Origin of the sequence: Allopusillimonas soli, from assembly GCF_004153445.1 — a bacterium.
In the GTDB taxonomy this organism is placed as follows: domain Bacteria; phylum Pseudomonadota; class Gammaproteobacteria; order Burkholderiales; family Burkholderiaceae_B; genus Allopusillimonas; species Allopusillimonas soli.
The window spans coordinates 797321-819676 of sequence record NZ_SDQC01000001.1; the positions used below are offsets into that span (position 1 = coordinate 797321).

A 22356-nucleotide genomic window follows, 5' to 3' on the forward strand; every position below is an offset into this window, starting at 1 on the left:
TACTTATAACTCGAAATCAGTTTTGCAACAATGGCCAGACGTGAACCGGCTATGAGGCCACAATTTTCCCAGCCAACAGCGCGTCGATATCGTCGATGCCGATTTCAGCGAGAATCTCGCGAGTGTGCTCACCGAGAACAGGGGGTGCGCGACGCGGTGTACGCGGCTGATGATCGAAGGCGACAGGATAGGCAATATGCTGAACATCGCCCAGCGTGGCGTGCTCGCTGCTCACAACCAGGCCACGCGCCTGCAGTTGTTCGTGCCCCAGTGCCTGGTCCAGGGTGTGCAACGGAGCGCTTGGCACGCCTGCCGCCTGCAGGCGCAACAGCCAGGAGGCCGTGGTGTCTTCGAGCAGCCGCGCCTGGACCAAGTCGCAGGTCTGGTCAAAGTGAGCGACACGGTTTTCATTGGTGGCAAACTCGGGAGCATCCATATGAGCCTGCAGACCAGCCTCCCGGCAGAACCGTTGCCAGAGCCTGTCGTTCCCCACGCCGAGCATAATCTGGCCGTCCTGGGTGCGAAACGCCTGATAGGGGCACAGCGAAGGGTGCGCGGTGCCCTGCGGCGACGGCACCCTTCCCGAAGCCCAGAAGTTGTGTGCCATATAGCTCATGTAGCCCATGGCCGTGTCCAGCAGGGACACTTCCACATACGCGCCTTTGCCTGTCGTGCTTCGGTTCAGCAAGGCTGCCAGGATCCCCGACACCGCGTGCATGCCGGTGCCCATGTCCACTGGAGAAAAGCTCACGCGCGCCACTGTGCCGTCCTTCTGTCCAATGGTGCTGAGCATGCCGCTGAAGGCCTGCAGCATGACATCGTATCCAGGCTCCCCGCCCATGGGGCCATTGCGTCCATAGCCGGAAATCTCGCAGTAGATCAGGCGTTCGTTGATTGTTCGGAGCGTGTCGTAGTCGACGTGCAGCCGCTGGGCCGTGCCTGCGCCAAAGCCCTGAATGACCACGTCGGCCCGCTTCACAAGTTCATGGACAATCGCCCGGCCCTGCTCCGTTTTCAGGTCCACCGCAATACTGCGCTTGTTGTGGTTGACGGCCAGGAATGTGGCCGATTCCCCCTGCTTCTTCGGTAGCCACGCACGCGTGTCGTCCCCGACGCCGGGAGGTTCAACCTTTATTACGTCGGCGCCCAGGTCGCCCAGATACTGGGCACAGAGCGGCCCGGCCACCACTTTGCTCAGGTCGACGATTCGTGTGCCTTCGAGAGGACGCATGTTTCTTGCTCCAAGGGAAAATTGGGACGGCCGCTTGCCAAAACGGCGGCCGCCTGCCTGAAAATCAGGCGGGGCGCTTGCGGAGCAGATATTTCTGTGTGCCTTCCAGAACGACTTCATCGCGCTGGTTGCGAATCTCCGAGCGCATGATCAGCACGCCCGTTGTACGGCCAGGCACCAGTTCAGCAACTTCGAGGCTGGGGTACAAGGTATCGCCGACGAAAACAGGCTTGACGAAGCGGCTGCTTTGCTCAATGAAAGCCTTGAGCGATGCCTCGACCATATGCGGAAAAAGCCCCGCTCCCGCCGCAGTCTGTATCAGCACCTGAAAGCCGTGTGCGAGCATGTGCGGCATGCCGTGCGCACGGCAATACGCTATATCGTAGTGGATGGGATGATTGTCGCCGCTGGCCATCTGGAAGGCGGCAAACAGGGCATCCGTCATGGTGCGCGAGGGGATGTTGAAGCGTTCGCCGACCTGGAAGTCCTCAAAATAGCGCTGCGGACAAAGCTGATGGGATTTCATATGCGTGTATCGTTCCTGGGTGCTGAATAATGGAGCGCGTGTGGCAAGCCCGACAGAGGCAAAGTTCTTGTTGGGATCATAGGCCAAATAGGCTGGCGAGCGTTGAAGTACAATTTCCATGCCCATCGACGCCAACTGTCGCTTCGGGCGCATGTCCGTCACACCCAAATCCCGCATGACCTTCCCATTCACACCAAGAAATCAGCCCGCGCCGGCATGGCTGGTGCTGCTTGCCCTGGCCATCGGCGCGTTCGCAATCGGGACGACAGAGTTCGCCACCATGAGCCTGCTGCCCTACTTCGCACGCGACCTGCATATCGACGCCCCCACCGCCGGTCATGTCATCAGCGCCTATGCGCTTGGCGTGGTCGTGGGCGCGCCGGTGCTCACCGTCCTGGCTGCCCGCATGGCTCGCCGCACGCTGCTGGTATGGCTCATGGGGCTTTTTGCACTGTTCAACGGCCTATGCGCACTGGCCCCAAACTATGAATCACTGCTGGCGCTGCGGTTTCTCAGCGGACTGCCGCATGGCGCCTACTTCGGCGTCGCCTCGCTGGTTGCCGTGTCGCTGGTGCCGCTGTCCCGGCGCAACCAGGCTGTTGGGCGCATGTTTCTCGGTCTGACCGTCGCTACCATTATTGGCGTGCCTTTTGCGAACTGGCTTGGACAGGCTGTGGGATGGCGCTGGGGATTCGGGCTGGTCGCCGCCACTGGGCTGCTCACTGTCGTATTGGTTGCCCTTCTGGTTCCCCGCACCGGGCCCGCCCCCGGCGCCAGCCCATTGCGGGAGCTGGGCGCGCTGAAACACCTGCAGGTCTGGATGACACTGGGTGTGGGCGCCATCGGGTTTGGCGGACTGTTTGCCGTGTACACCTACCTGGCCGACACATTGCTGCAGGTTACCCATGCGGCGCCGCAGACCGTACCGGTCGTGCTGGGCATATTCGGCGTGGGCATGACACTTGGCAATATCCTGGTGCCTTGGCTGGCAGACCGGGCGCTGATGCGAACCGCCGCCGGCCTGCTGCTCTGGAGCGCCGCCACCACGGCGCTGTTTACCCTGACCGCAGGCAATATCTGGGCCGTAGCCATCACGGTCTTCCTGATCGGCTTCGGGGGGGCCCTGGGCACCATTCTGCAAACGCGCCTGATGGATGTGGCCAAGAATGCACAAAGCCTCGCCGCCGCGCTGAACCACTCGGCGTTCAATCTAGCCAATGCGTTGGGGCCCTTGCTGGGTGGCATGGCCATTGCCGCGGGTCACGGCTGGACAGCCCCAGGCTGGGTCGGCAGCCTGCTGGCCTTGGGCGGCCTGGCCCTCCTTCTGATCTCTGTGGCGCTGGACCGGCATGCTGCCGCGCGCGCCGTAATGAGGCGGTAACCCCGCTCGCTACGCGGCCAGAGCGCGATCCAGGAAATCAAGCCTGTCCTGTCCCCAAAAAGGCTCGCCTTTGTAGACATACCAAGGCGCGCCAAATACCTGCTGCTCTATGGCATCGCGGGTGTAGGCTTCATAACGACCCAAGGCCTGCGGCCGTGCGGCCAGGATGGCCGCCCCATCAAGGCCGCACCCGCCGGCCAATTCCGCGAGTGTGTCCTCATTGGAAATATCGCGCTCCTCGGCCCATACAGCGCGAAGTATGGCGCCCGCGAACTTCAGTGCGGCTGCATTGCCTTCCAGATGTATGGCCGCGGCAATGGCGGTGGCGGGAATGGACTCGTCAATCGGGAAGAAGCGCGGATGCAGATTCAGCGGCACACCGAGAACCTCGGACCAGCGCTGCAGTTCGACCAGCCTATAGGCCTGGCGCTGAGGCGAGCGCTTGTTCAGCGGCAAGCCGCCCGAAATGGGAAAGATGGCCTTACCCAGTGCACAGGGCCGGGGCTCGATTGCTGCCCCATGCTTCTGCGCAATGGCAACCAGCCTGTCGTGCCCCAGGTAGGTCCAGGGCGATTGGGGCGACAGGTAGTAGGTGATGGTTTTCACATTAGTCCTGACGGCTCGTGACTTCGACCAGGTGATACCCAAATTGCGTCTTGACCGGGCCTTGCACGACGCCCACCGGGGCGCTGAAAACGACCTCGTCGAATTCCTTGACCATCTGGCCACGGCCGAATGTTCCCAGGTTGCCGCCATCGCGACTGGAGGGGCAGCTGGAATTTTCACGCGCAACCTGCGCAAAATCGGCACCGTTTTCTATGGCGGACTTCAGTTCATTGCACTTGGCCTCGGTGTCAACGAGGATGTGGCGGGCAGATGCCTGAGGCATGATGGTTACTCCTGTATGGTTTGAAATAAAAGAGTACCTGAATCTACGCCTCGTGTCTGTGCAGCAGCCTTTCTCCAGCCTGCCCGGCACCCACCGCCAGATCCCCTACTGCCACTGCAGCGGCCACGCACCGCTGCGCACATTCTGCAGCCACAGACTGCATGTGAGCGTCTTGGCATCGGTGATGCCGCCATTGCGACACGCGGCCAGCACGTCCGTGATGGCCATTTCCTTCATTTCCAGGAACTCGTCGCTGTCCAGGCTTTGCATGCCAGCCGTAAGATGTCGCGCGAAAAAAATATGAATGATTTCGGTCGAATAGGAAATGGCCAGGTGCAGATCGCCGGCGTGCGCCCACTGGGCCGCGGCATAGCCGGTTTCCTCCAGCAGCTCCCGTTTGGCGCAGGCCAGCGGATCCTCGCCCGGATCCAGCTTGCCGGCCGGGAATTCAGTCATGACACGGCCGACCGGATAGCGGTACTGCCGCTCCATGAGCACGTGGTCATCGTCAAGAAGCGGAATGATCACCACCGCTCCCGGATGGACGATGTACTCGCGCGTGGACGTGCCGCCATCAGGCAGGCGCACGGTATCGCGCCGCACCTTGAGGAAGCTGCCGTCGCACAGGGACTGGCTTTGAATGAGCGTTTCCTTGAGATGATCGTCGTTATGCATTGCCTCTCCAACCCAGCGCGCGCGATACGTTCGCAGCGGACTCGCGCAGCGCATTCGCAGTACGTCCGCGCCAGCGATGATCGAAATTGGTCTTGTAGTCGAGCACGGTCATGGCCAGCGCCAGGCGCCCCCGATCATCGTACACCGGCGCGGCAAACGCGCTCATGCCACTCATGAAATCGCCCTCCGCACGAGCCAGGCCGCGCCTGCGGACTTGTTCGACGGTTTCCTTGCCGCTCTCCCGCCTGTCGAGACTGGCTGCGGAATCCAGATAATTGCGAACGGCCTCCGCATCCATAAATGCGGCGAATATCCGTCCAGTTGCGGAACGATACAGGGGAAACACGGAGCCCAGGCCGACGTTGACCATGACTGGCCTGTTCGGCTGCTCCCAGCGCACTACGGTCGGCCCGAAGCTGCCCCACACGGAAATGGCGACGGTGTGTCCGACAGCGCGGCACAGACGGCCAGCCTCCACGGTGGCGATGGAAATGGGCTCGATCGTGGCCAGGCAGGACAGGCTGAACTCCAGCGCAACGGGCCCCATGCCATACAGGCCCGTTTCCGGATCCTGCGCGATGAAGCCCGTACGCATGAAGCTAACCAGATAGCGATGCGCCTTGCTGGGCGATATGCCGGCCATGTCCGCAATGTCGGTGATTTTCATGGGACGCCGGTGATGGGCAACGACCAGAATCAGGTCGAGCCCGTTCTCGACAGACTGCACGCCGGCCCGCATGGGCTTGTTCATGATCCGCTTTCCGTAAGTGTTACAGGCGCGTACGACTGTACATCAGCCCAGGGGCTGGCGCAAAGCATTGACGTCCTTACACCCCATGTTTATGATTAGCGAAAACTGTTTCCATAATTCAGAAAAGGCGGAATCATGCTTACAGGAGACATGCTGCGGCGTTCCGCAGTCCGCTTCCCGCGTAAAATTGCCATTACCTATCGCGGGCCCGACAGGCGCGCACAGGTCAGTTACGCGCACCTGGATGCGCAGGCAAACCAGCTTGCACACGCACTGCTCGACCTCGGCCTGGAAAAAGGCGCCAAGGTATCCATGCTGGCGCGCAATCTGCCGGAATACGGCGCCGTCTTTTTCGGCGTGGCGCGCACGGGCTGCGTACTCAACAATATTTCCGTTCTGTATGCGCCCGACGAGCTGGCGTGGACCTTGAATAAATCCGATACCGAAGTGCTTATCTTCGACGCCGCATTGGCCGACAAGGTAGCCGCCGTGCGCGCGCAATGCCCCGGCATAGGACACTATGTCATGATCGGCTCCAGCGGCGTGGATGCCGGTACAGTCAGCTTCGATGCCTTCATCCACGGCCAGCCCGATACACCGCCCGACATCGTGCTTTGCGAGGACGACGCCTTCTGCATGACCTACACCGGCGGCACCACCGGGCGTCCCAAGGGTGTGCTGGCCAGTCATCGCGCACGGGATGTCACGGCGCATACGGTCATGGTCGAAGAAAACATCGGCCCGCGTGACGTGGTGGCTATTGTCACGCCTCTTTTCCATGTGGCGGCGCTCAACATCATGTTCCAGCCGGCCATTCTCGCCGGTGCGTCCACTGTGTTCGTCACGCCCTGGAGCACCGAAAATTTCATCCAGGCAGTACGGGACGAAGGCGTCACGGCCACCTTCATGGTACCCACACAAGCCAATGCCCTGGCTACGCTGCCCGATCTGGAAACAATGGGCCTGGACAGCTGGACCAAGCTGTCTTTTGCCGGTGCCCCGATGCCCGACTGGGTACAGGCCGACCTGATGAAGCGCCTGCCCAGGCTGCGCCTGACCCAGATCTACGGACAGTCCGAGGTGGGCGTCATCGCCGCCCTGCCTTGGTATCGCCTGCCTGAAAAGCTGGGCTGCGTCGGCCAACAGCCTTACAACGTCGACGTGGCTGTGTTGCGGCCGGACGGCAGCCGCACCGACCCAGGCGAGATGGGCGAGGTGGCCTCGCGCGGCGACAACCTGATGCTGGAGTACTACAACGAGCCGGAGCAAACGGCTGCCTTCTTCAAGCTCGGAAACGGTTGGGGACTCACCGGCGACATAGGTGTGTCGGACGAGGAAGGCTTCATCACACTGGTCGATCGGGCCAAGGATATGCTGATATCAGGCGGGGAAAATGTCTACCCCAAGGAAATCGAGGATGCCATCTACCAATTGGACGAGGTGGCAGAATGTGCCGTGTTCGGCATACCGGATGACCGTTGGGGGGAGCTGCCGGCGGCGTACATTCTGCTCAAACCTGGCCGCACCTTGACCGAGGAAGCGGTAATAGCCCAATGCGAGGCCCGGCTGGCACGCCTGAAGCGGCCCCGGTTGATCAAGTTCGTGGACAGTTTCCCCAAAACTCCCATAGGCAAGATACAGAAAACAATTCTGAAAGAACCCTACTGGCAGAAGCGCAAGAAAATCTGATCCGGCCTCGAAGACCTGCCCAGGCATATTCAAGGCCCGGGTACGCAATGATTACCGCGGCGGCGGCCGCCAGTTCACATGCAAGGACTATTCATGACCAGCACTCCAGACTACAGCAAGTACAGATCGCTGACCATCAACCACCACGACAACGGCATATTGGAACTGGTGATGGGGGCTTCGCAAAGCGCGAACAAGAAGCTGTCCACAGCCGACCATGACATGCATCGCGAGCTGTCCACCATCTGGAACGACATAGACCGCGACCCCGAAACGCGGGTGGCCATCATACGCGGCGAAGGCAAAGGTTTCTCGGCGGGGGGCGACCTCAGCCTGGTGCAGGACATGGCCGACGATTTCCAGGTTCGTGCGCGCGTGTGGCGCGAGGCGCGCGACCTGGTCTACAACGTGATCAACTGTTCAAAACCGGTGGTGTCGGCCATGCACGGTCCAGCGGTGGGCGCGGGCCTCGTGGCGGGGCTGCTTGCCGATGTGTCCATCGCAGCGGAGAATGCGCGCATCATAGACGGGCACACCCGTTTGGGCGTTGCCGCCGGCGACCATTCCGCCATCGTCTGGCCGCTGTTGTGCGGCATGGCCAAAGCCAAGTACTACCTGCTGTTATGCGATGCGGTGTCTGGCACAGAGGCCGAGCGCATCGGGCTGGTATCGCTGGCCGTACCGGAACAGGAGCTGGTGGGCAAGGCCTTCGAAATCGCGCAGCGCCTGGCGGCAGGCTCGCAGACCGCCATCCGCTGGACCAAGTACGCCCTGAACAACTGGCTGCGCATGGCAGGCCCCACCTTCGATGCATCGCTGGCGCTGGAGTTCATGGGATTCTCAGGGCCCGACGTGCAGGAGGGTGTTGCCTCGCTGCGCGAGCGCAGGAATCCGCGCTTCGATCCATCCTGCCCGTTCTAGGGCCAGGACGCGCGCCGCGCAAGTACGCCCTGGGCATCATGCCGAGGGTTTCGGTACAGATAGCCTGTCCGCCAGGCGACAGACCAAACGGAGGACTGTAGATCATGGATCTGGGCATAAAAGGAGAAATCGCGCTAGTACTGGGCGGAACGCAAGGGCTGGCATGGGGTTGCGCACAGGCCTTGGCCGATGCGGGAGCACGCGTGATCCTGAATGGCAGGAACGCCGAACGCGGCCAGACGGCGGTATCGCAACTGGCTGGCAGCACATTCGCACAAGGCGACATCGGCGACGCGCGTGCTCGCCAGGCACTGGTGGAGCGTGTGCTGGCCATCGGGCAGCCATCCATCATCGTGACCAATGCGGGCGGCCCGCCCGCCTCGCCGTTCGAGGAAACAAAACTCGACGATTGGCGCCACAGTTACGAAACCAATGTATTGGGTCCGCTCGAAATCGTGCGCGCGCTGCTGCCGGGCATGCGCGAACGTGGATATGGACGCATCATCAACATCACCTCCTTCGTAGTGAAGGAACTGTATCCCAACATGGCATTGTCAAACAGCTTGCGCATCGGACTGACTGGCGCCATGGGTTCGCTTGCGCGGGAAGTGGCAGCTGCAGGCATCACGGTCAATGGCCTGCTGCCGGGCCTGATGGACACCGGCGCGCTGCAGCGCGTAATCGATGATCGCGTCCGGCGACAGGGCCAGAGCGAGCAGGCCGTACGCAAGGCAATGGCCGAAAGCATCCCTATGCAGCGGCTGGGCACCGCGAAGGATTTTGGTGCGCTGTGCGCCTTTCTGGCATCCCGGCATGCGGCCTACATCACCGGGCAAAACATTTGCGTCGATGGCGGCCTGACCAAGAGTTCCATTTAAGAAAAAATAGGAGACAAACATGAAATTTCAATTAAAACCGGCGGCGGCCACGCTCTCGGCCCTGCTTCTGTTCGCAGCCCCTGCGGCACAGGGTGCCGGCATCAGCGACGACATCGTGCGGATCGGGGTGATAACCGACATGAGCAGCGCGCTGTCCGACTTGTCCGGCCAGGGGTCGGTCACCGCAGTGGAAATGGCGGTGGAGGATTTTGGCGGGAAGGTACTGGGCAAACCCATCGAAGTGCTTTCCGCCGACCACCACAGCAAGCCCGACATCTCGTCCAGCACGGCACGCAAGTGGTTTGACGTCGACAAAGTGGACATGATTACCGACCTGACCAACTCCGCCGCCGCGCTCGCAGCAGTCGACATCGCCAAAGAGAAGGACAAGATCGCCATCATCAACGGCGCCGGCACCACGCGGCTGACCAATGCCGCCTGCACGCCCAACAGCATCCACTACACATGGGATACCTATGCCATGGCGCATGGCACCGCCAGGGCCATCGTGAAGAACGGCGGCGACACCTGGTATTTCCTAACCGCCGACTATGCGTTTGGCAAACAGATCGAGGAGGACGTCACCAAGGTGGTCGAAGCCAACGGCGGCAAGGTCATCGGCAGCGCCCGCCACCCATTCAATGCCAATGATCTTTCGTCCTTCATTCTGAGCGCCAAGGCGTCCGGTGCCAAGATCATCGGCTTGGCCAACGGCGGCGCAGACACCATCAACTCGATCAAGGCGGCGCGCGAGTTCGGTGTTGATCCTGCAAAACAGCATCTTGCGGGCCTGGCCGTATTCATTACGGACATTCATGGCGTTGGACTGGAGCAGGCGCAGGGATTGTTGCTCACGGCTGCCTTCTATTGGGACATGAACGACGAAACACGAAAATGGTCCGAGCGTTTCTATCAGCGTATGAAGAAGATGCCGACCGCCATCCAGGCGGGAAATTATTCTTCAACAATGCACTACCTGAAGGCGATCGCAGCGGCTGGCACCGATCAAACCGAGGCTGTCATGGCCAAGATGCGCGAGATGCCGGTCAATGACTTCTTTGCCAAGAACGGGAAAATCCGGGCTGATGGACGCATGGTGCACGACATGTATCTCATGCAGGTGAAATCGCCGGAAGAATCCGCCAAGGATTGGGACTACTACAAGCTGATCGCCACCATACCAGGTGACGAAGCCTTCCAGCCGCTGTCCGAATCCACCTGCCCGCTGGTCAAGCACTAACAAGCTCCAGAACGCGGAGCCCGGCATAGGGCACCGCCCCTTGGTCCCGCGCCAGCCTTTACGCCCGCCCCCGGCCGCCCACACCGGGGCGCGGCTCCCGCACATTCTTTCGACGGCATCGCCTCTCTGACGGCGTCCGCGCCGCTCGCGAGAAACGCCATCAGCGACCGTCCAGTTCCCTCATTATTTTTTCTCATGCTGTCTTGAGAATATCTCGATAGCCCTTTCACACATCCCTGCCTATACTTTTTTCATGCATAGCATGCAGACAGGCCTCGATATGCGCGACGGCGGTCTGCGTGCGCTTGCCATTAGTTTTTTTAATGTAAAGCATAGGAGCATTTGCGTGAGCAACATGCAATACGGAACCAATTTTCCCTCGCTCAGGAGCGAGGTGAGCGATGCGGAGTGGGAAGAGCGCTGCAAGCTTGCAGCCTGTTATCGCCTCATGGATCGATACGGCATGACCGATATGATCTATAACCACATCACCAGCCAGATCCCCGATCGGAGCGGCCGCCTTCTGATCAATCTGTATGGCCTGCTGTACAAGGAGATTACCGCATCCAGCCTCGTGGAAATCGACCTTGATGGACAGATTCACCGCAAACCCGATAGCGCATACGGGATAAACAAGTCCGGCTACGTTATCCATGGATGCATTCATCGTGCAAGACAGAATGTGCACTGCGTCATACATACGCACACGCGCGCGGGCATGGCTGTATCCGCCATGCGCTGCGGATTGTTGCCGCTGACGCAGACAGCCTCCCGGTTTCACGGTCACATCGCTTATCACGATTTCGAAGGACCGGCGATCGACCTGGAGGAGCAAAAGCGGCTGCTGGCCGACCTGGGTGAACACAATGCGATGATTCTACGCAACCACGGACTCCTGGTCTGCGGCGCATCGGTCCCCCAGGCGTTCAATTTGATGTATCAGCTTGAGATGGCCTGCCGTGCGCAAGTGGACGCCATGGGTGCCGGCCTCGACGCCTTGTGCATACCCGATGAGGCCACGCTTGCGCGCGCCGCACATCTCTATCAGCCAGGAACCCGGCGTGCTTATGGCGAGCTGGAGTGGCATGCCATGCTGCGCCTGCTTGATGCCGAGCCTGGCAGCTATCCTTCCTATGCGAGCTAGGGGGAGGCTACCGTGATCAAGCCCCGGGAAGATACGCCTTCGCTATCAGGCATCTGCGATTGCCACGTCCATGTATTCGATGCCGACACGGAACGGTATCCGTTGCATCCCAATCGTACCTATACACCGCCGGCGGCAAGCACCGAAGCGCTTGTGGCGCTATGCGAGGCACTGGGTGTGCAGCGCACGGTGGTGGTCCAAGCCAGCCCATATGGCGAAGACAACACGTGCATGCTGGATGTGCTGCGCCGTCTTGCGCCCCATGCACGCGGCGTGGCAGTGGTGTCTCCCCAGGCATCGCTTCAGGATCTCTGGCGCCTGCACCATCAGGGGGTGCGCGGGGTGCGCGTCAATCTGGAGACCGCCGGCGAAAGCGACCCGGCCACCGCGGGCCCCATGCTTGAAGCCATGGCCCAACTTGTACAGCCGCTGGGCTGGCATGTGCAGACCTATACCAATCTGCATGTGCTGCAGGCATTATCCGGCCTGATAGAGAGCCTGCCTGTTCCACTTGTGGTCGACCACTTCGGCCGCGCCCAAGCGCAGCCGGGCCTGTCACAACCAGGCTTCAGCGAGCTGCTTGCACTGGTGCGCAAAGGCGCGGTGTATGTCAAGCTGTCCGCGCCCTATCGCATCTCCGACAAGAACGATTATCCAGACGTGCAGCCCCTGGCACGCGCACTGATTGATGCCAACCCCGACCGCATGCTCTGGGGCAGCGACTGGCCTCACCCCGGCGCGGCCGCCGGCCCAAAGCGGCCTCCCGGCGAGATCACGCCCAATCGTCAAGAAGACGATTTACGCGCACTGAGGCGGTGCATCGCCTGGGCGGGCAGCACACCCATTGCACGCAAAATACTGGTCGACAATCCGGCCAGGCTATATGGCTTCATCGAGGAGACAAACCATGCATAGGACTCTGAGGAGCTTGGCACTGGCCAGCGCCATGGCACTGGCCTCCACAGCCGGGGCAGCCAGCAGCTATCCTGATCGCCCCATTACCATTGTGGTCCCTGTTGCGCCGGGCGGCACTGTGGACATGCTTGCCCGCATCCTGGCAAAAGGCCTGTCCGAACAGTTCGGACAACCCATTGTCGTCGAGAACAAGGCAGGCGCATCCGGCACGATCGGCACACGCCATGTCGCGGAGGCCAAGCCGGACGGGTACACGCTACTGGCCATTGCCAACACCTTCGCATCCGTTCCCGAGTTCCTGCCCAACGCCGGCTATGACGCGCTCCAGGATTTCGCGCCGATTACGCAAACCTGTAGCATTCCTATGGTACTGGTCACGCCGCCCGACAGCCCGCAGACAACAGTCCAGCACTTCATCGACACTGCGAAGAACCGCGCCGGCCAGCTCACCATGGGATCATCGGGCCTGGGCTCCACGGGCTATATCGCGGCCGAACTTTTCGGAAACCAGGCCCACGTTGAATTTCTGCATGTTTACTACAAAGGGAACAGCAAAGCGCTACTGGATGTCATGAGCGGCCAACTGGATGCCATGTTCGATCAGGTCAGCACCTCGGGCCCCAACGTCAAAGCCGGCAAGCTTCGCGCCCTTGCGGTTACGACGCTAAAGCGCTCCCCCATGCTGCCCGACGTGCCCACGCTGGACCAGGCCGGACTTACCGGATTTCAGGACGAAACATTCAACGGGCTGCTTGCCCCGGCAGGCACGCCAGATGATGTCATTGCCAAGCTGCACACAGCGGTATCCAAGGTATTGAATACACCCGCGGTGCGTGAACGCCTGGCCCAGCAGGGCATCGAAGCGATGCCGAGCAGTTCGCCTCAGGCATTTGGAAGCTACCTGGCCACTTCGGTCGAAAAATATGCCGACATCGCGGCGACGGCTCAAAAGAACTAAACCCATCAAGGAGGAGACATCATGCTATTTCTGGTTATCAGCACCCCCCGTCCGGAACGGCCAACGACGCTGATCGACATGCGCAGCCGCTATTGGGACTGGATGCAGCCGCTGCTCGACAAAGGGCTCTGCAGATCAGTGCATGCCCGTGTTGGAAGAGGTGCGGTGGCGCTTTTCGATGTGGACGATACAGCCACCCTGCATCGCTTCATGAACGAATGGGCCGATATCATTCCCGCCCACATGGATGTGTACCCCCTGCTCGACGTCGATGCGGCCAAGGCATTCCTGAATTCGCAGACCAGGACGGAGGTATGATCATGCACACCATTTCAAGCGTGGCCTTGCAGGCTGTACGGCGTATGGCCGTCACGAGCGCAGCCATCTGTGCGGTAGCAGCGGCCTTCACGACCGTCGTGCAAGCCGAAGACGCATCCGCCTACCCCGACAAACCGGTACGCATGATTGTCGGCTTCCCGCCGGGCGGCGGCACCGATATCGTGGCACGCATCTTTGCCGACAAACTCGGCGCCATCTGGCATACACAGGTCATTGTCGATAACAAGGCCGGCGCGGGTGGTGTGATTGGCACCGAAGCCGCTGCGCGGGCCAACCCCGATGGCTACACGCTATTCATGGGGACGATGGGCAACTTCTCGGTAAACCAGCATCTCTACCCCATGTCGCTGGACCCCATCACGGCGTTCCAGCCAGTGGCACAAGCGGTGGCCGTGCATTTCGTTCTTGTCACGAACCCTTCCCTGCCTGTGCATAATGTGAAGGAGCTCATTGCGCTTGCGAAGAAGAAGCCGGGCCAGATCAACTACTCATCCTCGGGCGTGGGCGGCGCACCTCATCTGGCGGGGTCGCTATTCAATGAGATGGCTGGCGTGAAGCTGGTGCACATACCTTATAAGGGCAGCGGACCGAGCTTCACCGACCTGCTGGGCGGACAAGTGTCGCTGACATTCGACAGTCTGGTGCAGGCCCTGCCCTATATCAAGGCGGGCAAGCTGCGAGCGCTCGCCGTCCTGGGCAGCAAGCGCTCGCAGTTGCTTCCGGATGTACCGACCATGCAGGAGGCGGGCCTGCAAGGCTATGACGTGACCAATTGGTTCGGCATTGCGGTCCCGGCGGAAACACCGCGGCCCATTGTCGACAAGATCAACACGGCGATACGCGAGGTGCAGGCGGATCCTGCCATCAGCCAGAAGCTGGCACAGATGGGAGCGACCGTGACGCCCGGCACACCGGAAGACTTCGAAGCGCTCATGAAATCGGACAGCCGCAGGTGGGCCAAGGTCATCAAGGAAGCCGGCATCAAGCGCAATTAGACCTGCGCCAGCAACCAGTTGCGGAAGCAGGCGATTTTGCTGTCGTTCGCCTGCGACTGCGGACATACCAGGTAGTACCCCAGTGCGCGCCGCAGCACAAAGGGATAAGGCGCCACCAGCTTGCCCTGTGCCAATTCGCCTTGCAGGTAGCGCATCTGGCCCAGCGCCACGCCCAGCCCCTGCATGGCGCATTCGTAGATAATACTGAGATCTTCGTAATACATGTCGCCGGCGCAAAAGGCCCGCTTCCCCTTCGCCGCACGTATCCAATCCGGCCAGCGATCAGGACGCCGATTCGAGTGCAGCAGCGGTAGCGCGAGCAGTGCCTCCAGGGGACAGGGACGAGGGAGCGCCGCCGCCAATTCCGGCGCCATGACCGGAGTCAGTTCATCGCTGAACAACAGATCGCAGCACAGGTTCTCCCATTTGCCATCGCCATAGCGTATGCCTACATCGGCCTGATCGCGGCTGAAGTCCACCCATTCCACATTTGTGGCCAGTCGCAGCCTGATTTCGGGGTGCGCCTTCTGGAATGCCGGCAGCAAGGGGATGAGCCAGTGCGTGAAAAAAGTTGTGTGGCCCCTGACAATCAGAACCTGCTGGGCGCCTGTGGAGGCCAGCTCCTGCGTGGCCCGGACAATGTCCTTGAAAGCGCCGTCCAGCGCCCTGGCATAGATGGCCGCGCCACCCGTGGGCCGCAACTGTCCGCCGGTTCTTTCAAATAACTTGAACCCCAGCCAGTTCTCGAGGGCGCGTATCTGGTGGCTGACAGCACCTTGCGTGATGTGCAGTTCCCTGGCGGCCGCTGTGAAACTTTGCTGGCGCACCACGCATTCGAATACGCGCAGGGGATTGAGTGGCGGTAGATGCGGATTCATGGCAAACAGGCATGGAAAGTACACCGCACCATCCTAATGCATGTATGCCGTCAACTAAAGCAGATTCCACACCAATCTCGCCGCCACTCTGGCAGTCTGATTGTCTCGATCAAAATCAGGGTTCATTTCCGCGATATCGGCGAGGCGCAGCTTGCCCGAATCCTTGACAGCCCGGACCAGCGTCTCGACAACATGCAAAGGCACACCCAACACCGCCGGCGCGGACACACCTGGCACCACCCCTGCCGGCAAGACGTCGAGGTCTATGGTCAGATAGACAATGTCGGCCTGTGCCAGCAAACCCTGCACATCATCCAGGCGTTGGGCCAGGCAAGATTCCTGCATGGCCGTATCCTCGAAATACGTGACGCCGAGCGCATCGGCATGGTCGAACAGGGCGCGCGTGTTGCCCGTACGGGCAATGCCCAGACAGGCGTAATGCACCGGCAGGCCCTGCCGGCGGGCCTGTTCGAGAATCTGGTCGAAAGGCGTGCCCGACGAACCTGGCCGGCTGGTGCGCAGATCGAAATGCGCGTCCAGGTTGAGCACCAGAATGTTGCCGTGCGCGGCAGATGCCTGCGCCTCCAGGTGCATGGCAAGCCCTTGAAAACTCCCCCAGGCAACCTCGTGGCCTCCCCCTAGCGTAAGAGGCAGCGCGCCAGCATCCAGCACCCGCGCGATGTGAACGGCAAGCCGGTTTTGCGCCGCTTCGATATCGCCGTCTTCGCAGACGACATCGCCGGCATCCCAGAATGGCGAAAGGTCGTGCGCCGGCAGCCCCGCCACCATACGGCGAATCGCAGCCGGCCCATGCCGCGCTCCCGGCCGGCCATGATTGCGCCGCACACCGTCATCGCATGCGAAACCCAGCAACACCATGTCGCCAGGACCAAACCCCGCGTCGGACTCGCGGACAATATGAAAAAGGCGACGCGTATCCCCCCGCTCCGCAGAGTCATCCCGCCCTTGCCAAGCAGTATTGTGATTCAACTCGATGCTCCAAGAGGCACGCTGTTTAGCACTGCTTGCAAAAAGGAGCGCGTGCGTTCCTCCTTGGGCCTGGAAAAAATGACATCTGGCGTATCCGCTTCAATAATGCTGCCCTGGTCCATCACCACCACGCGGTCAGCCATGTCGCGCGCAAAACCCATTTCATGGGTTACCACCATCATGGTCATACCCTCCTTGGCCAGCAGCTTCATCACCTGAAGCACCTCGCCCACCAGTTCCGGATCGAGTGCGGATGTCGGCTCGTCGAACAGCATGACCCGGGGCTCCATGGCCAGGGCGCGCGCGATCGCCACGCGCTGCTTCTGCCCGCCCGACAGACTGTTGGGCATGGCCGTTGCCTTGGCGGCCAAGCCCACCTTCGCCAACAGCGCCTCGCCCTGCTCATTGGCCTGTTCCGCGCGCATGCCGCGCAGGGTGCGCGGACCAATCGTTACGTTGTCCAGCACGCTGAGATGCGGGAAAAGATTAAAGGACTGAAATACCATCCCGACCTGCGTCCGCAGCCTGTTCAACGCCTTCTCGGCAAGCAGCGTGCCGTGGTCAAGCAGGCGTTCTCCACAGATTTCTATCGTGCCCCGCTGCGCCACCTCCAGGCCGTTGCAGCAACGCAGCAAAGTGCTCTTGCCCGACCCGCTGGGCCCGATAACGACCACGACCTGGGACTGATCCACCTCCAGGTCTATGCCCTTCAGCACATCGTTGTCGGCATAGGACTTATGCAGCTGGCTTATTCTGATCATGGCGGGTGCGTTCATTGAACCATTCCTCCCGCCTGCAGACGCAATTCCACGCGGCGCAGCACCAGCGTCGTGACGCTTGTGAGTATCCAATAAATCAGTGCGATCACAAGATAGGTTTCCAGGGAACGATAGGACACACTGATGATTTTCTGCCCTTCATGCATGAGGTCATGAATCGTCACCAGGGAAACGAGCGCCGAATTCTTGATCAAGGCGATGAATTCATTGCCCAACGGCGGGATCATCCGCACGAAAGCCTGCGGAAGAATGATCTTCATCATGGCCTGCCTGCCCGACATACCCAGCGAGCGGGCCGCCTCACGCTGGCCGCGATCCACCGACTGAATGGCGCCGCGCACCACCTCCGACACATAGGAGGCGGAGTACATGCCCAGCCCCAGCACACCGCATACAAACGCGGGCAGCAGAATGCCAAAGCGCGGCAGGCCGAAGAACCATATGAACAGTTGCACCAGCAGCGGGGTGCCGCGAAAGCATGACAGATAGACGCTACAGCATCCATACACGAAGCGGCGTTCAGGATTCAGACGGCCTATGCCAATCAACAAGCCCAGGCAGCAAGACAGCACGAGTGCGCAAACGGTCACCTCCACGGTGACCGAAGCGCCCTGCATCAGGGCGGACCAATCGGCAAGAACCGGCGTGAAGTCGAAGTTCATGGTTTTTTACCCTCAAACCACTTCTGGATGAGCTTGTCGTACTCCCCATTTTCCTTGATGGTCTTGAGCGCCTGATTGAACGCCTTGGTCAGTTCGGGCTCGTTCTTGCTGACTGCAATGCCATAGGCTTCGGTGGTGATCTGCTCATCCAGAACCTTGAACCCCGGGTTCTGTTGTGCATAAAGCTTGGCGGCAGGCTTTCCAGTCACTGCGGCGTCCGCGCGTCCCACCCCAACCAGATTGAACATCTCTTGGTTCTTCTCGACCTCGACACGGTGCACCTTCGGGAAGTGTTCCTGCAAGTAGCCAACCGACTTGGTGCCGACCTGCACGGTAACCCGCTTGCCATCCAGGTCCTTCAGCGTCTTGATGGGACTGTCGTCCTTGGTAAGCACCACGAGGCCGCCGGCGTAATAGGAATCGGTAAAGTCAACAGCCTGCTTGCGCTTGTCAGTAATATAGATGGCCGACATCGCCGCGTCGGCACGACCCGATAGCACGGCTGGGATAAGGCCCTTGAAATCAATGTCGGTCCACGCTACGGTCTTGCCCATGGCCTTGGCCAATGCCTCGGTCATTTCGATGTCAAAACCGGTTCGCTTCCCGTCTATCGTCATTTCCATGGGCGGAAACGTGGGGTCTGTCACGATGCGTATCGTGTCGCCCGCAGCCTGGCTGGCGGGAGCCAGGGTGGCGAGCGCCGCGGCCAGCAGGCCGCTCATCAGGTATTTCGAAGTTTTCATGGTCAGTCCTTTGGTGTCTGCTGCAGGTTGGATGGATGTTGCAAATCAGAGGCTCTGCAGCCGCTGAGAGATGTGCGAGGCCGCCTGAACGGTCAGACCTACGAAGCCTTGTGTCCGGTCCCGCACACGGGTGCTTGGCGCCATCAAGGTGATTACCGCCGTGGCATGCCTGCCGGGCTGCTGGAAGATGGGGGCGCTCACGCCCCATATCCCGGTGTCGACCTCGCCATCGGAGATGGCATAGCCCTGGGCCCTGATCTGGATCAATTGCTGCGCAAGCGCCGTCCGCGCCGGTGCGTCCTGCGGTGCCTCCCCGTAGAGACGCTGGAGCGTCGCAGCTTGTTGCGCCGCACTCATGAATGCAAGCAGCGCCTTGGCGGACGCCCCCCTGGACAATGGCAGGCTGCGCCCCTTCTGGAACGAACAGCGCAGCGAGTGGGAGCTTTCCACCATGTCCAGGCAAACCACCTGGTCCTTGGCGGCAACCAGCAGCCCGATGGACTCACCCGATTCGCGTGAAAGCGCATCGAGCTGATCGTGCGCTTCGCGGCGGAGAAAAGACGATTGGTCAAACCCCCAGGCCAGCGGCACACACATGGGTCCGGGCGAATAGGCGCTGTTGTCGCCTATGACAAAGCCCCAGCGCTTGAGCAGCGCAAGCTGCCGGTACAAGGTGCTCTGGGCCAACCCGGTCAGTTCGACCAGTTCAGGCATGGCAACCGGGCGCTCCAGCCTGGCCAATGTGGCCAGCACGTACAGAACGCGGTCTGCGCCGCCCTTGATTGCCGCCTCGTCCATGTATAAATCGAATCCTGAATTGGCCGATATTGGCCAGTGAGAATGCAATGGCCTACTTTAGCGGGTGTTTCTCAAAATCAGATATTTGCATTCCCATGTATTGATAATGATTAGGGAAATTACTTAATTTCACCGGCAAATTAACCATTCGTAAACTTCGGACGTGCATTACCGGGATATCATCGGCTGGGCTGATGGCAGTCCATTACCAGTATCTGAATAAAAAGAACCCGGAGATAGTCAAATGAGCGGCACTTACGATCTGAAGCGTAGCGGCGATCAATTCATGTTCAATCTCAAGGCCGGCAACGGCGAGATCATTTTGACCAGCGAGCGGTATACAACCAAGGCTGCCGCGGAAAACGGCATAGAGTCCGTTCGAAAGAATTCGCCAAACAACGACCGCTACAAGCGCCTTGCCAACAAGAACGGCGATCCGTATTTCACACTGACCGCCAGCAATGGCCAGGAAATCGGCCGCAGCGAAACGTATTCCGGCACGGCGGCAATGAACAATGGCATTGAGTCCGTGAAGAAAAACGGCCCCGACGCCAAGGTCAAGGACAACACCTGAGCGCAAGCGCTCCCAGCCGCATTCAGTATTCGAATGCGGCTTCCTCGCGTGCATCGTTGGACAAATGATGGACGCGGTTGTTGGGTGGAATGTACAGTTCCTGGTAATAAATGGGATTTTCCTTTCCCAGATACGCGAAGATTATCAAGCACTGGCCCGCGCTGTCGGCCCGCACATTCAGCACTGATGCCATCCTGGCGTCAAAAGTCGCGCTCACGAGAAACTGGTTGATACGGCCTATCGTCTGCGCCGTTTCCCGCACAATGATTTCCTTGAAATTCTCAGAGGCAAGCCTGGGCAGGCTCAGGCGCGAGAAAGTGGGCACGCGTTCGGGATCTATATAAAAACGGGAAAATATCGAGAACTCGTGTCCGATATCCAGTTGCCGCTCAATGCACAATGATCTTTCGCATCCCAAGTGCGGCGTCCAGCGCCCATGCTCCGCCGCCTGATAGCGCGACAATATCTTGGGATATACAGGCAAGTAACCGCTTGCGTCGTCATTGAGGAACCTGCAGTGCATGGGCGCATGCATTGTGCCGCTTTCGTCCCCGGCGACGTAAGTGCCGTCCCCTTGCTTGCGCATGACCACGCCATCCTCGGCCAGCATGCGCAAGGCGCGCTGGATGGTGCCCAGGCTCAAAGGCAGCTGACGGGCCCACTCCGACTCCGTCGGCAGGCGCGTACCAGACGCAATTGCCCCCGTTGCGATCACACCCGACACGGCATCCCGCAAGACCATGTATTTGGGCAAGCCGGGCCGCGCATAATGCGCCAGACGGCGGGCAAGAACATCTAGAAAAGCTTCGGAAGGCTGTGTCATTTGCTTTGGATGAGGTTTAGGGACTGGGCCTTCGCCATATTATGCAAGAATTACTATACTTGCATTTCTTTAGTTCTATATAGTATTGTAGATATATAGAACTGAGGCTGCCAATGAAACCCGAAAATCTCGTCATCATCATGTCCGATGAACACAACCCCAAGATCATGGGCTGTTCCGGGCATCCTATTGTGCAAACACCGCACATCGACAAGCTGGCCGCAACAGGCACGCGCTTCTCCAGCGCCTACACGGCCAGTCCCGTATGCATTCCGGCACGGGCTGCGTTTGCCTGCGGCAAGTATATTCACCAGATCGGATTCTGGGACAATGCCGATGCCTACGATGGATCGGTTCCATCCTGGCACCATGTCTTGCGGAGCACGGGACACGATGTCGTGTCCATCGGAAAGCTGCACTTCAAGTCGCCACACGAGGATCATGGGTTTACCGAGGAGCAGATACCCATGCATATCATCGAAGGCAAGGGCGACCTCATGGGTTTGATCCGCCAGGACCTGCCTCGGCGCGGCGGCGCCAGAAAGATGGCGTCCATGGCCGGCGCCGGCGAGTCCACCTACACCATCTACGACCGCGATATCTGTGCCCGGGCACAGATATGGCTGCGCGAACAAGGCCAGCGTAGCCGCGAAAAGCCATGGGTGCTGTTCGTATCGTTCGTGGCGCCGCACTTTCCGCTCACCGCGCCTCCGGAACATTTCTACCGCTACTGGAATCGGGACCTGCCCATGCCCAAGCTGTACGAGGAAGAACTCAGGTCCCAGCATCCCTATCTCAATGACTACCGCAACAGCTTCTGCTACGACGATTATTTTGAAACGCCTGCGGATGTGAAGCGCGCCCTTGCGGGGTATTTCGGTCTTGTATCGTTCCTCGACGAACAAATCGGAAAAATATTGGGCGTGCTGCAAGAAACAGGGCTGGCTGCCAACACGCGCGTCATGTACACGAGCGACCACGGAGACAATCTGGGTACGCGAGGGCTGTGGGGCAAGTCCACGATGTACGACGAAACGGCAGCCGTGCCGCTCATACTAAGCGGCCCGGATGTTCCCGTCGGCCGGGTTATAGACACGCCGGTCAGTCATGTGGATTGTTTTCCCACAATCATGCGTTGCGTGGGAGAAACACTGCCTGATGACCTGCTGGATCTGCCCGGCGTCAATCTGGCGGAGATCATCTCGGGGCAGAAGCCCGACCGTCCTGTGCTGTCGGAGTATCACGGCATGGGCTCCACCGTGGGGGCATTCGCCGTTCGCAACGGGCCCTACAAGTATGTGTACTACGCGCATCCCGACTACCCATCGCAGCTCTTCGACCTGCAGCGGGATCCCGAGGAGCTCGAGGACCTGGGCCAAAATCCTGATTACGCGCCGATATTGGCACAGTGCCACGAACAGCTGTGCACATTGTGCGATCCCGATGCCGTCGACGCGCTCGCAAAGCAGCGCCAAGCCGAGTTGCTTGCCCGGAACGGCGGGCGAGAGGCCGTGATTGCGCGGGGCGATTTGGGTTTCACACCCGCGCCGGGGTGCGCCGCCGATTTCTTGTAGCCG

Annotated in this window: 25 protein-coding genes; 12 read left to right on the forward strand and 13 right to left on the reverse strand. The window is 60.2% G+C overall.

The annotated features are described in order from the left end of the window. Positions 1-49: 49 nt before the first annotated feature. Positions 50-1231 (reverse strand): CaiB/BaiF CoA transferase family protein, encoded by a 1182-nt coding sequence (locus tag ERD78_RS03720; RefSeq protein WP_129967890.1) that lies wholly within the window; start codon positions 1229-1231, stop codon positions 50-52. A 64-nt stretch (positions 1232-1295) separates the two neighbouring features. Continuing rightward, positions 1296-1757, reverse strand: a complete 462-nt coding sequence (locus tag ERD78_RS03725; RefSeq protein ID WP_129968336.1) for a MaoC family dehydratase — start codon at positions 1755-1757, stop codon at positions 1296-1298. 175 nt (positions 1758-1932) lie between these two features. Here ERD78_RS03725 and ERD78_RS03730 point away from each other — a divergent pair, with 175 nt between their 5' ends. Then, positions 1933-3138, forward strand: a complete 1206-nt coding sequence (locus tag ERD78_RS03730) for an MFS transporter (protein WP_129968337.1) — start codon at positions 1933-1935, stop codon at positions 3136-3138. Positions 3139-3147: 9 nt separating this feature from the next. Here ERD78_RS03730 and ERD78_RS03735 read toward each other — a convergent pair whose 3' ends face one another. The 4 genes from ERD78_RS03735 to ERD78_RS03750 form a co-directional block, all read right to left on the reverse strand. Then, on the reverse strand, positions 3148-3744 hold the full coding sequence (locus ERD78_RS03735) for a 2-hydroxychromene-2-carboxylate isomerase (RefSeq protein ID WP_129967891.1): 597 nt from the start codon (positions 3742-3744) through the stop codon (positions 3148-3150). Between the two features lies 1 nt (position 3745). Then, complete coding sequence (locus ERD78_RS03740) at positions 3746-4027, reverse strand: peptidylprolyl isomerase (RefSeq protein WP_129967892.1); 282 nt, start codon at positions 4025-4027, stop codon at positions 3746-3748. 105 nt (positions 4028-4132) lie between these two features. Continuing rightward, on the reverse strand, positions 4133-4702 hold the full coding sequence (locus ERD78_RS03745; protein WP_129967893.1) for an NUDIX domain-containing protein: 570 nt from the start codon (positions 4700-4702) through the stop codon (positions 4133-4135). Next, the gene (locus ERD78_RS03750; protein WP_129967894.1) at positions 4695-5453 is read right to left on the reverse strand and encodes an IclR family transcriptional regulator; all 759 of its coding nucleotides are present in this window, start codon (positions 5451-5453) and stop codon (positions 4695-4697) included. Before ERD78_RS03750 ends, ERD78_RS03745 begins: the two co-directional genes overlap by 8 nt. Positions 5454-5588: 135 nt before the next feature. Here ERD78_RS03750 and ERD78_RS03755 point away from each other — a divergent pair, with 135 nt between their 5' ends. From ERD78_RS03755 to ERD78_RS03795, 9 genes are all read left to right on the forward strand, one after another. Next, positions 5589-7142 carry an AMP-binding protein gene (locus ERD78_RS03755; RefSeq protein WP_129967895.1) on the forward strand — a complete coding sequence of 518 codons (1554 nt, stop codon included), beginning with the start codon at positions 5589-5591 and terminating at the stop codon, positions 7140-7142. Positions 7143-7235: 93 nt separating this feature from the next. After that, on the forward strand, positions 7236-8063 hold the full coding sequence (locus ERD78_RS03760; protein WP_129967896.1) for an enoyl-CoA hydratase/isomerase family protein: 828 nt from the start codon (positions 7236-7238) through the stop codon (positions 8061-8063). A gap of 104 nt (positions 8064-8167) precedes the next feature. After that, complete coding sequence (locus tag ERD78_RS03765) at positions 8168-8941, forward strand: SDR family oxidoreductase (protein ID WP_129967897.1); 774 nt, start codon at positions 8168-8170, stop codon at positions 8939-8941. A gap of 19 nt (positions 8942-8960) precedes the next feature. Then, positions 8961-10181, forward strand: a complete 1221-nt coding sequence (locus ERD78_RS03770) for an ABC transporter substrate-binding protein (RefSeq protein WP_129967898.1) — start codon at positions 8961-8963, stop codon at positions 10179-10181. 355 nt (positions 10182-10536) lie between these two features. Beyond that, a complete protein-coding gene (locus ERD78_RS03775) occupies positions 10537-11325 on the forward strand; it encodes a class II aldolase/adducin family protein (protein ID WP_129968338.1) in 789 nt (262 codons plus the stop codon). 12 nt (positions 11326-11337) lie between these two features. After that, entirely contained in the window at positions 11338-12240 is a 903-nt protein-coding gene (locus ERD78_RS03780) for an amidohydrolase family protein (protein ID WP_129967899.1), read from the forward strand. Then, complete coding sequence (locus tag ERD78_RS03785) at positions 12233-13198, forward strand: Bug family tripartite tricarboxylate transporter substrate binding protein (RefSeq protein WP_167668829.1); 966 nt, start codon at positions 12233-12235, stop codon at positions 13196-13198. Before ERD78_RS03780 ends, ERD78_RS03785 begins: the two co-directional genes overlap by 8 nt. Before the next feature lie 21 nt (positions 13199-13219). Further along, a complete protein-coding gene (locus ERD78_RS03790; RefSeq protein ID WP_129967901.1) occupies positions 13220-13516 on the forward strand; it encodes a DUF3303 domain-containing protein in 297 nt (98 codons plus the stop codon). Positions 13517-13518: 2 nt separating this feature from the next. Then, a complete protein-coding gene (locus tag ERD78_RS03795; protein ID WP_167668830.1) occupies positions 13519-14532 on the forward strand; it encodes a Bug family tripartite tricarboxylate transporter substrate binding protein in 1014 nt (337 codons plus the stop codon). Here the strand turns inward: ERD78_RS03795 and ERD78_RS03800 are convergent. From ERD78_RS03800 to ERD78_RS03825, 6 genes are read right to left on the reverse strand one after another with little or no spacing between them, the layout of a single operon-like run. Then, complete coding sequence (locus ERD78_RS03800; protein WP_129967903.1) at positions 14529-15410, reverse strand: LysR substrate-binding domain-containing protein; 882 nt, start codon at positions 15408-15410, stop codon at positions 14529-14531. The two genes, ERD78_RS03795 and ERD78_RS03800, sit on opposite strands and share 4 nt — an antisense overlap. A 54-nt stretch (positions 15411-15464) precedes the next feature. Next, entirely contained in the window at positions 15465-16400 is a 936-nt protein-coding gene (gene hutG / locus ERD78_RS03805) for a formimidoylglutamase (RefSeq protein WP_218940752.1), read from the reverse strand. Next, positions 16397-17176, reverse strand: coding sequence for an amino acid ABC transporter ATP-binding protein (locus ERD78_RS03810; protein ID WP_129967905.1), 780 nt, complete (start codon positions 17174-17176; stop codon positions 16397-16399). Before ERD78_RS03810 ends, hutG begins: the two co-directional genes overlap by 4 nt. Then, a complete protein-coding gene (locus tag ERD78_RS03815; RefSeq protein ID WP_129967906.1) occupies positions 17173-17841 on the reverse strand; it encodes an amino acid ABC transporter permease in 669 nt (222 codons plus the stop codon). Before ERD78_RS03815 ends, ERD78_RS03810 begins: the two co-directional genes overlap by 4 nt. Beyond that, positions 17838-18584: a transporter substrate-binding domain-containing protein gene (locus ERD78_RS03820; RefSeq protein ID WP_129967907.1), complete on the reverse strand. Its 747-nt coding sequence runs from the start codon at positions 18582-18584 to the stop codon at positions 17838-17840. Before ERD78_RS03820 ends, ERD78_RS03815 begins: the two co-directional genes overlap by 4 nt. Positions 18585-18629: 45 nt before the next feature. Further along, a complete protein-coding gene (locus ERD78_RS03825; RefSeq protein WP_129967908.1) occupies positions 18630-19382 on the reverse strand; it encodes an IclR family transcriptional regulator in 753 nt (250 codons plus the stop codon). 244 nt (positions 19383-19626) lie between these two features. Here ERD78_RS03825 and ERD78_RS03830 point away from each other — a divergent pair, with 244 nt between their 5' ends. Further along, the gene (locus ERD78_RS03830; protein ID WP_129967909.1) at positions 19627-19956 is read left to right on the forward strand and encodes a YegP family protein; all 330 of its coding nucleotides are present in this window, start codon (positions 19627-19629) and stop codon (positions 19954-19956) included. A 22-nt stretch (positions 19957-19978) separates the two neighbouring features. Here ERD78_RS03830 and ERD78_RS03835 read toward each other — a convergent pair whose 3' ends face one another. Continuing rightward, positions 19979-20779, reverse strand: coding sequence for a GntR family transcriptional regulator (locus tag ERD78_RS03835; RefSeq protein WP_129967910.1), 801 nt, complete (start codon positions 20777-20779; stop codon positions 19979-19981). Positions 20780-20886: 107 nt separating this feature from the next. On the opposite strand from ERD78_RS03835, the gene ERD78_RS03840 reads away from it, so the two are divergent. Beyond that, positions 20887-22353, forward strand: a complete 1467-nt coding sequence (locus ERD78_RS03840; protein WP_129967911.1) for a sulfatase family protein — start codon at positions 20887-20889, stop codon at positions 22351-22353. The last annotated feature ends 3 nt before the right edge of the window (positions 22354-22356 follow it).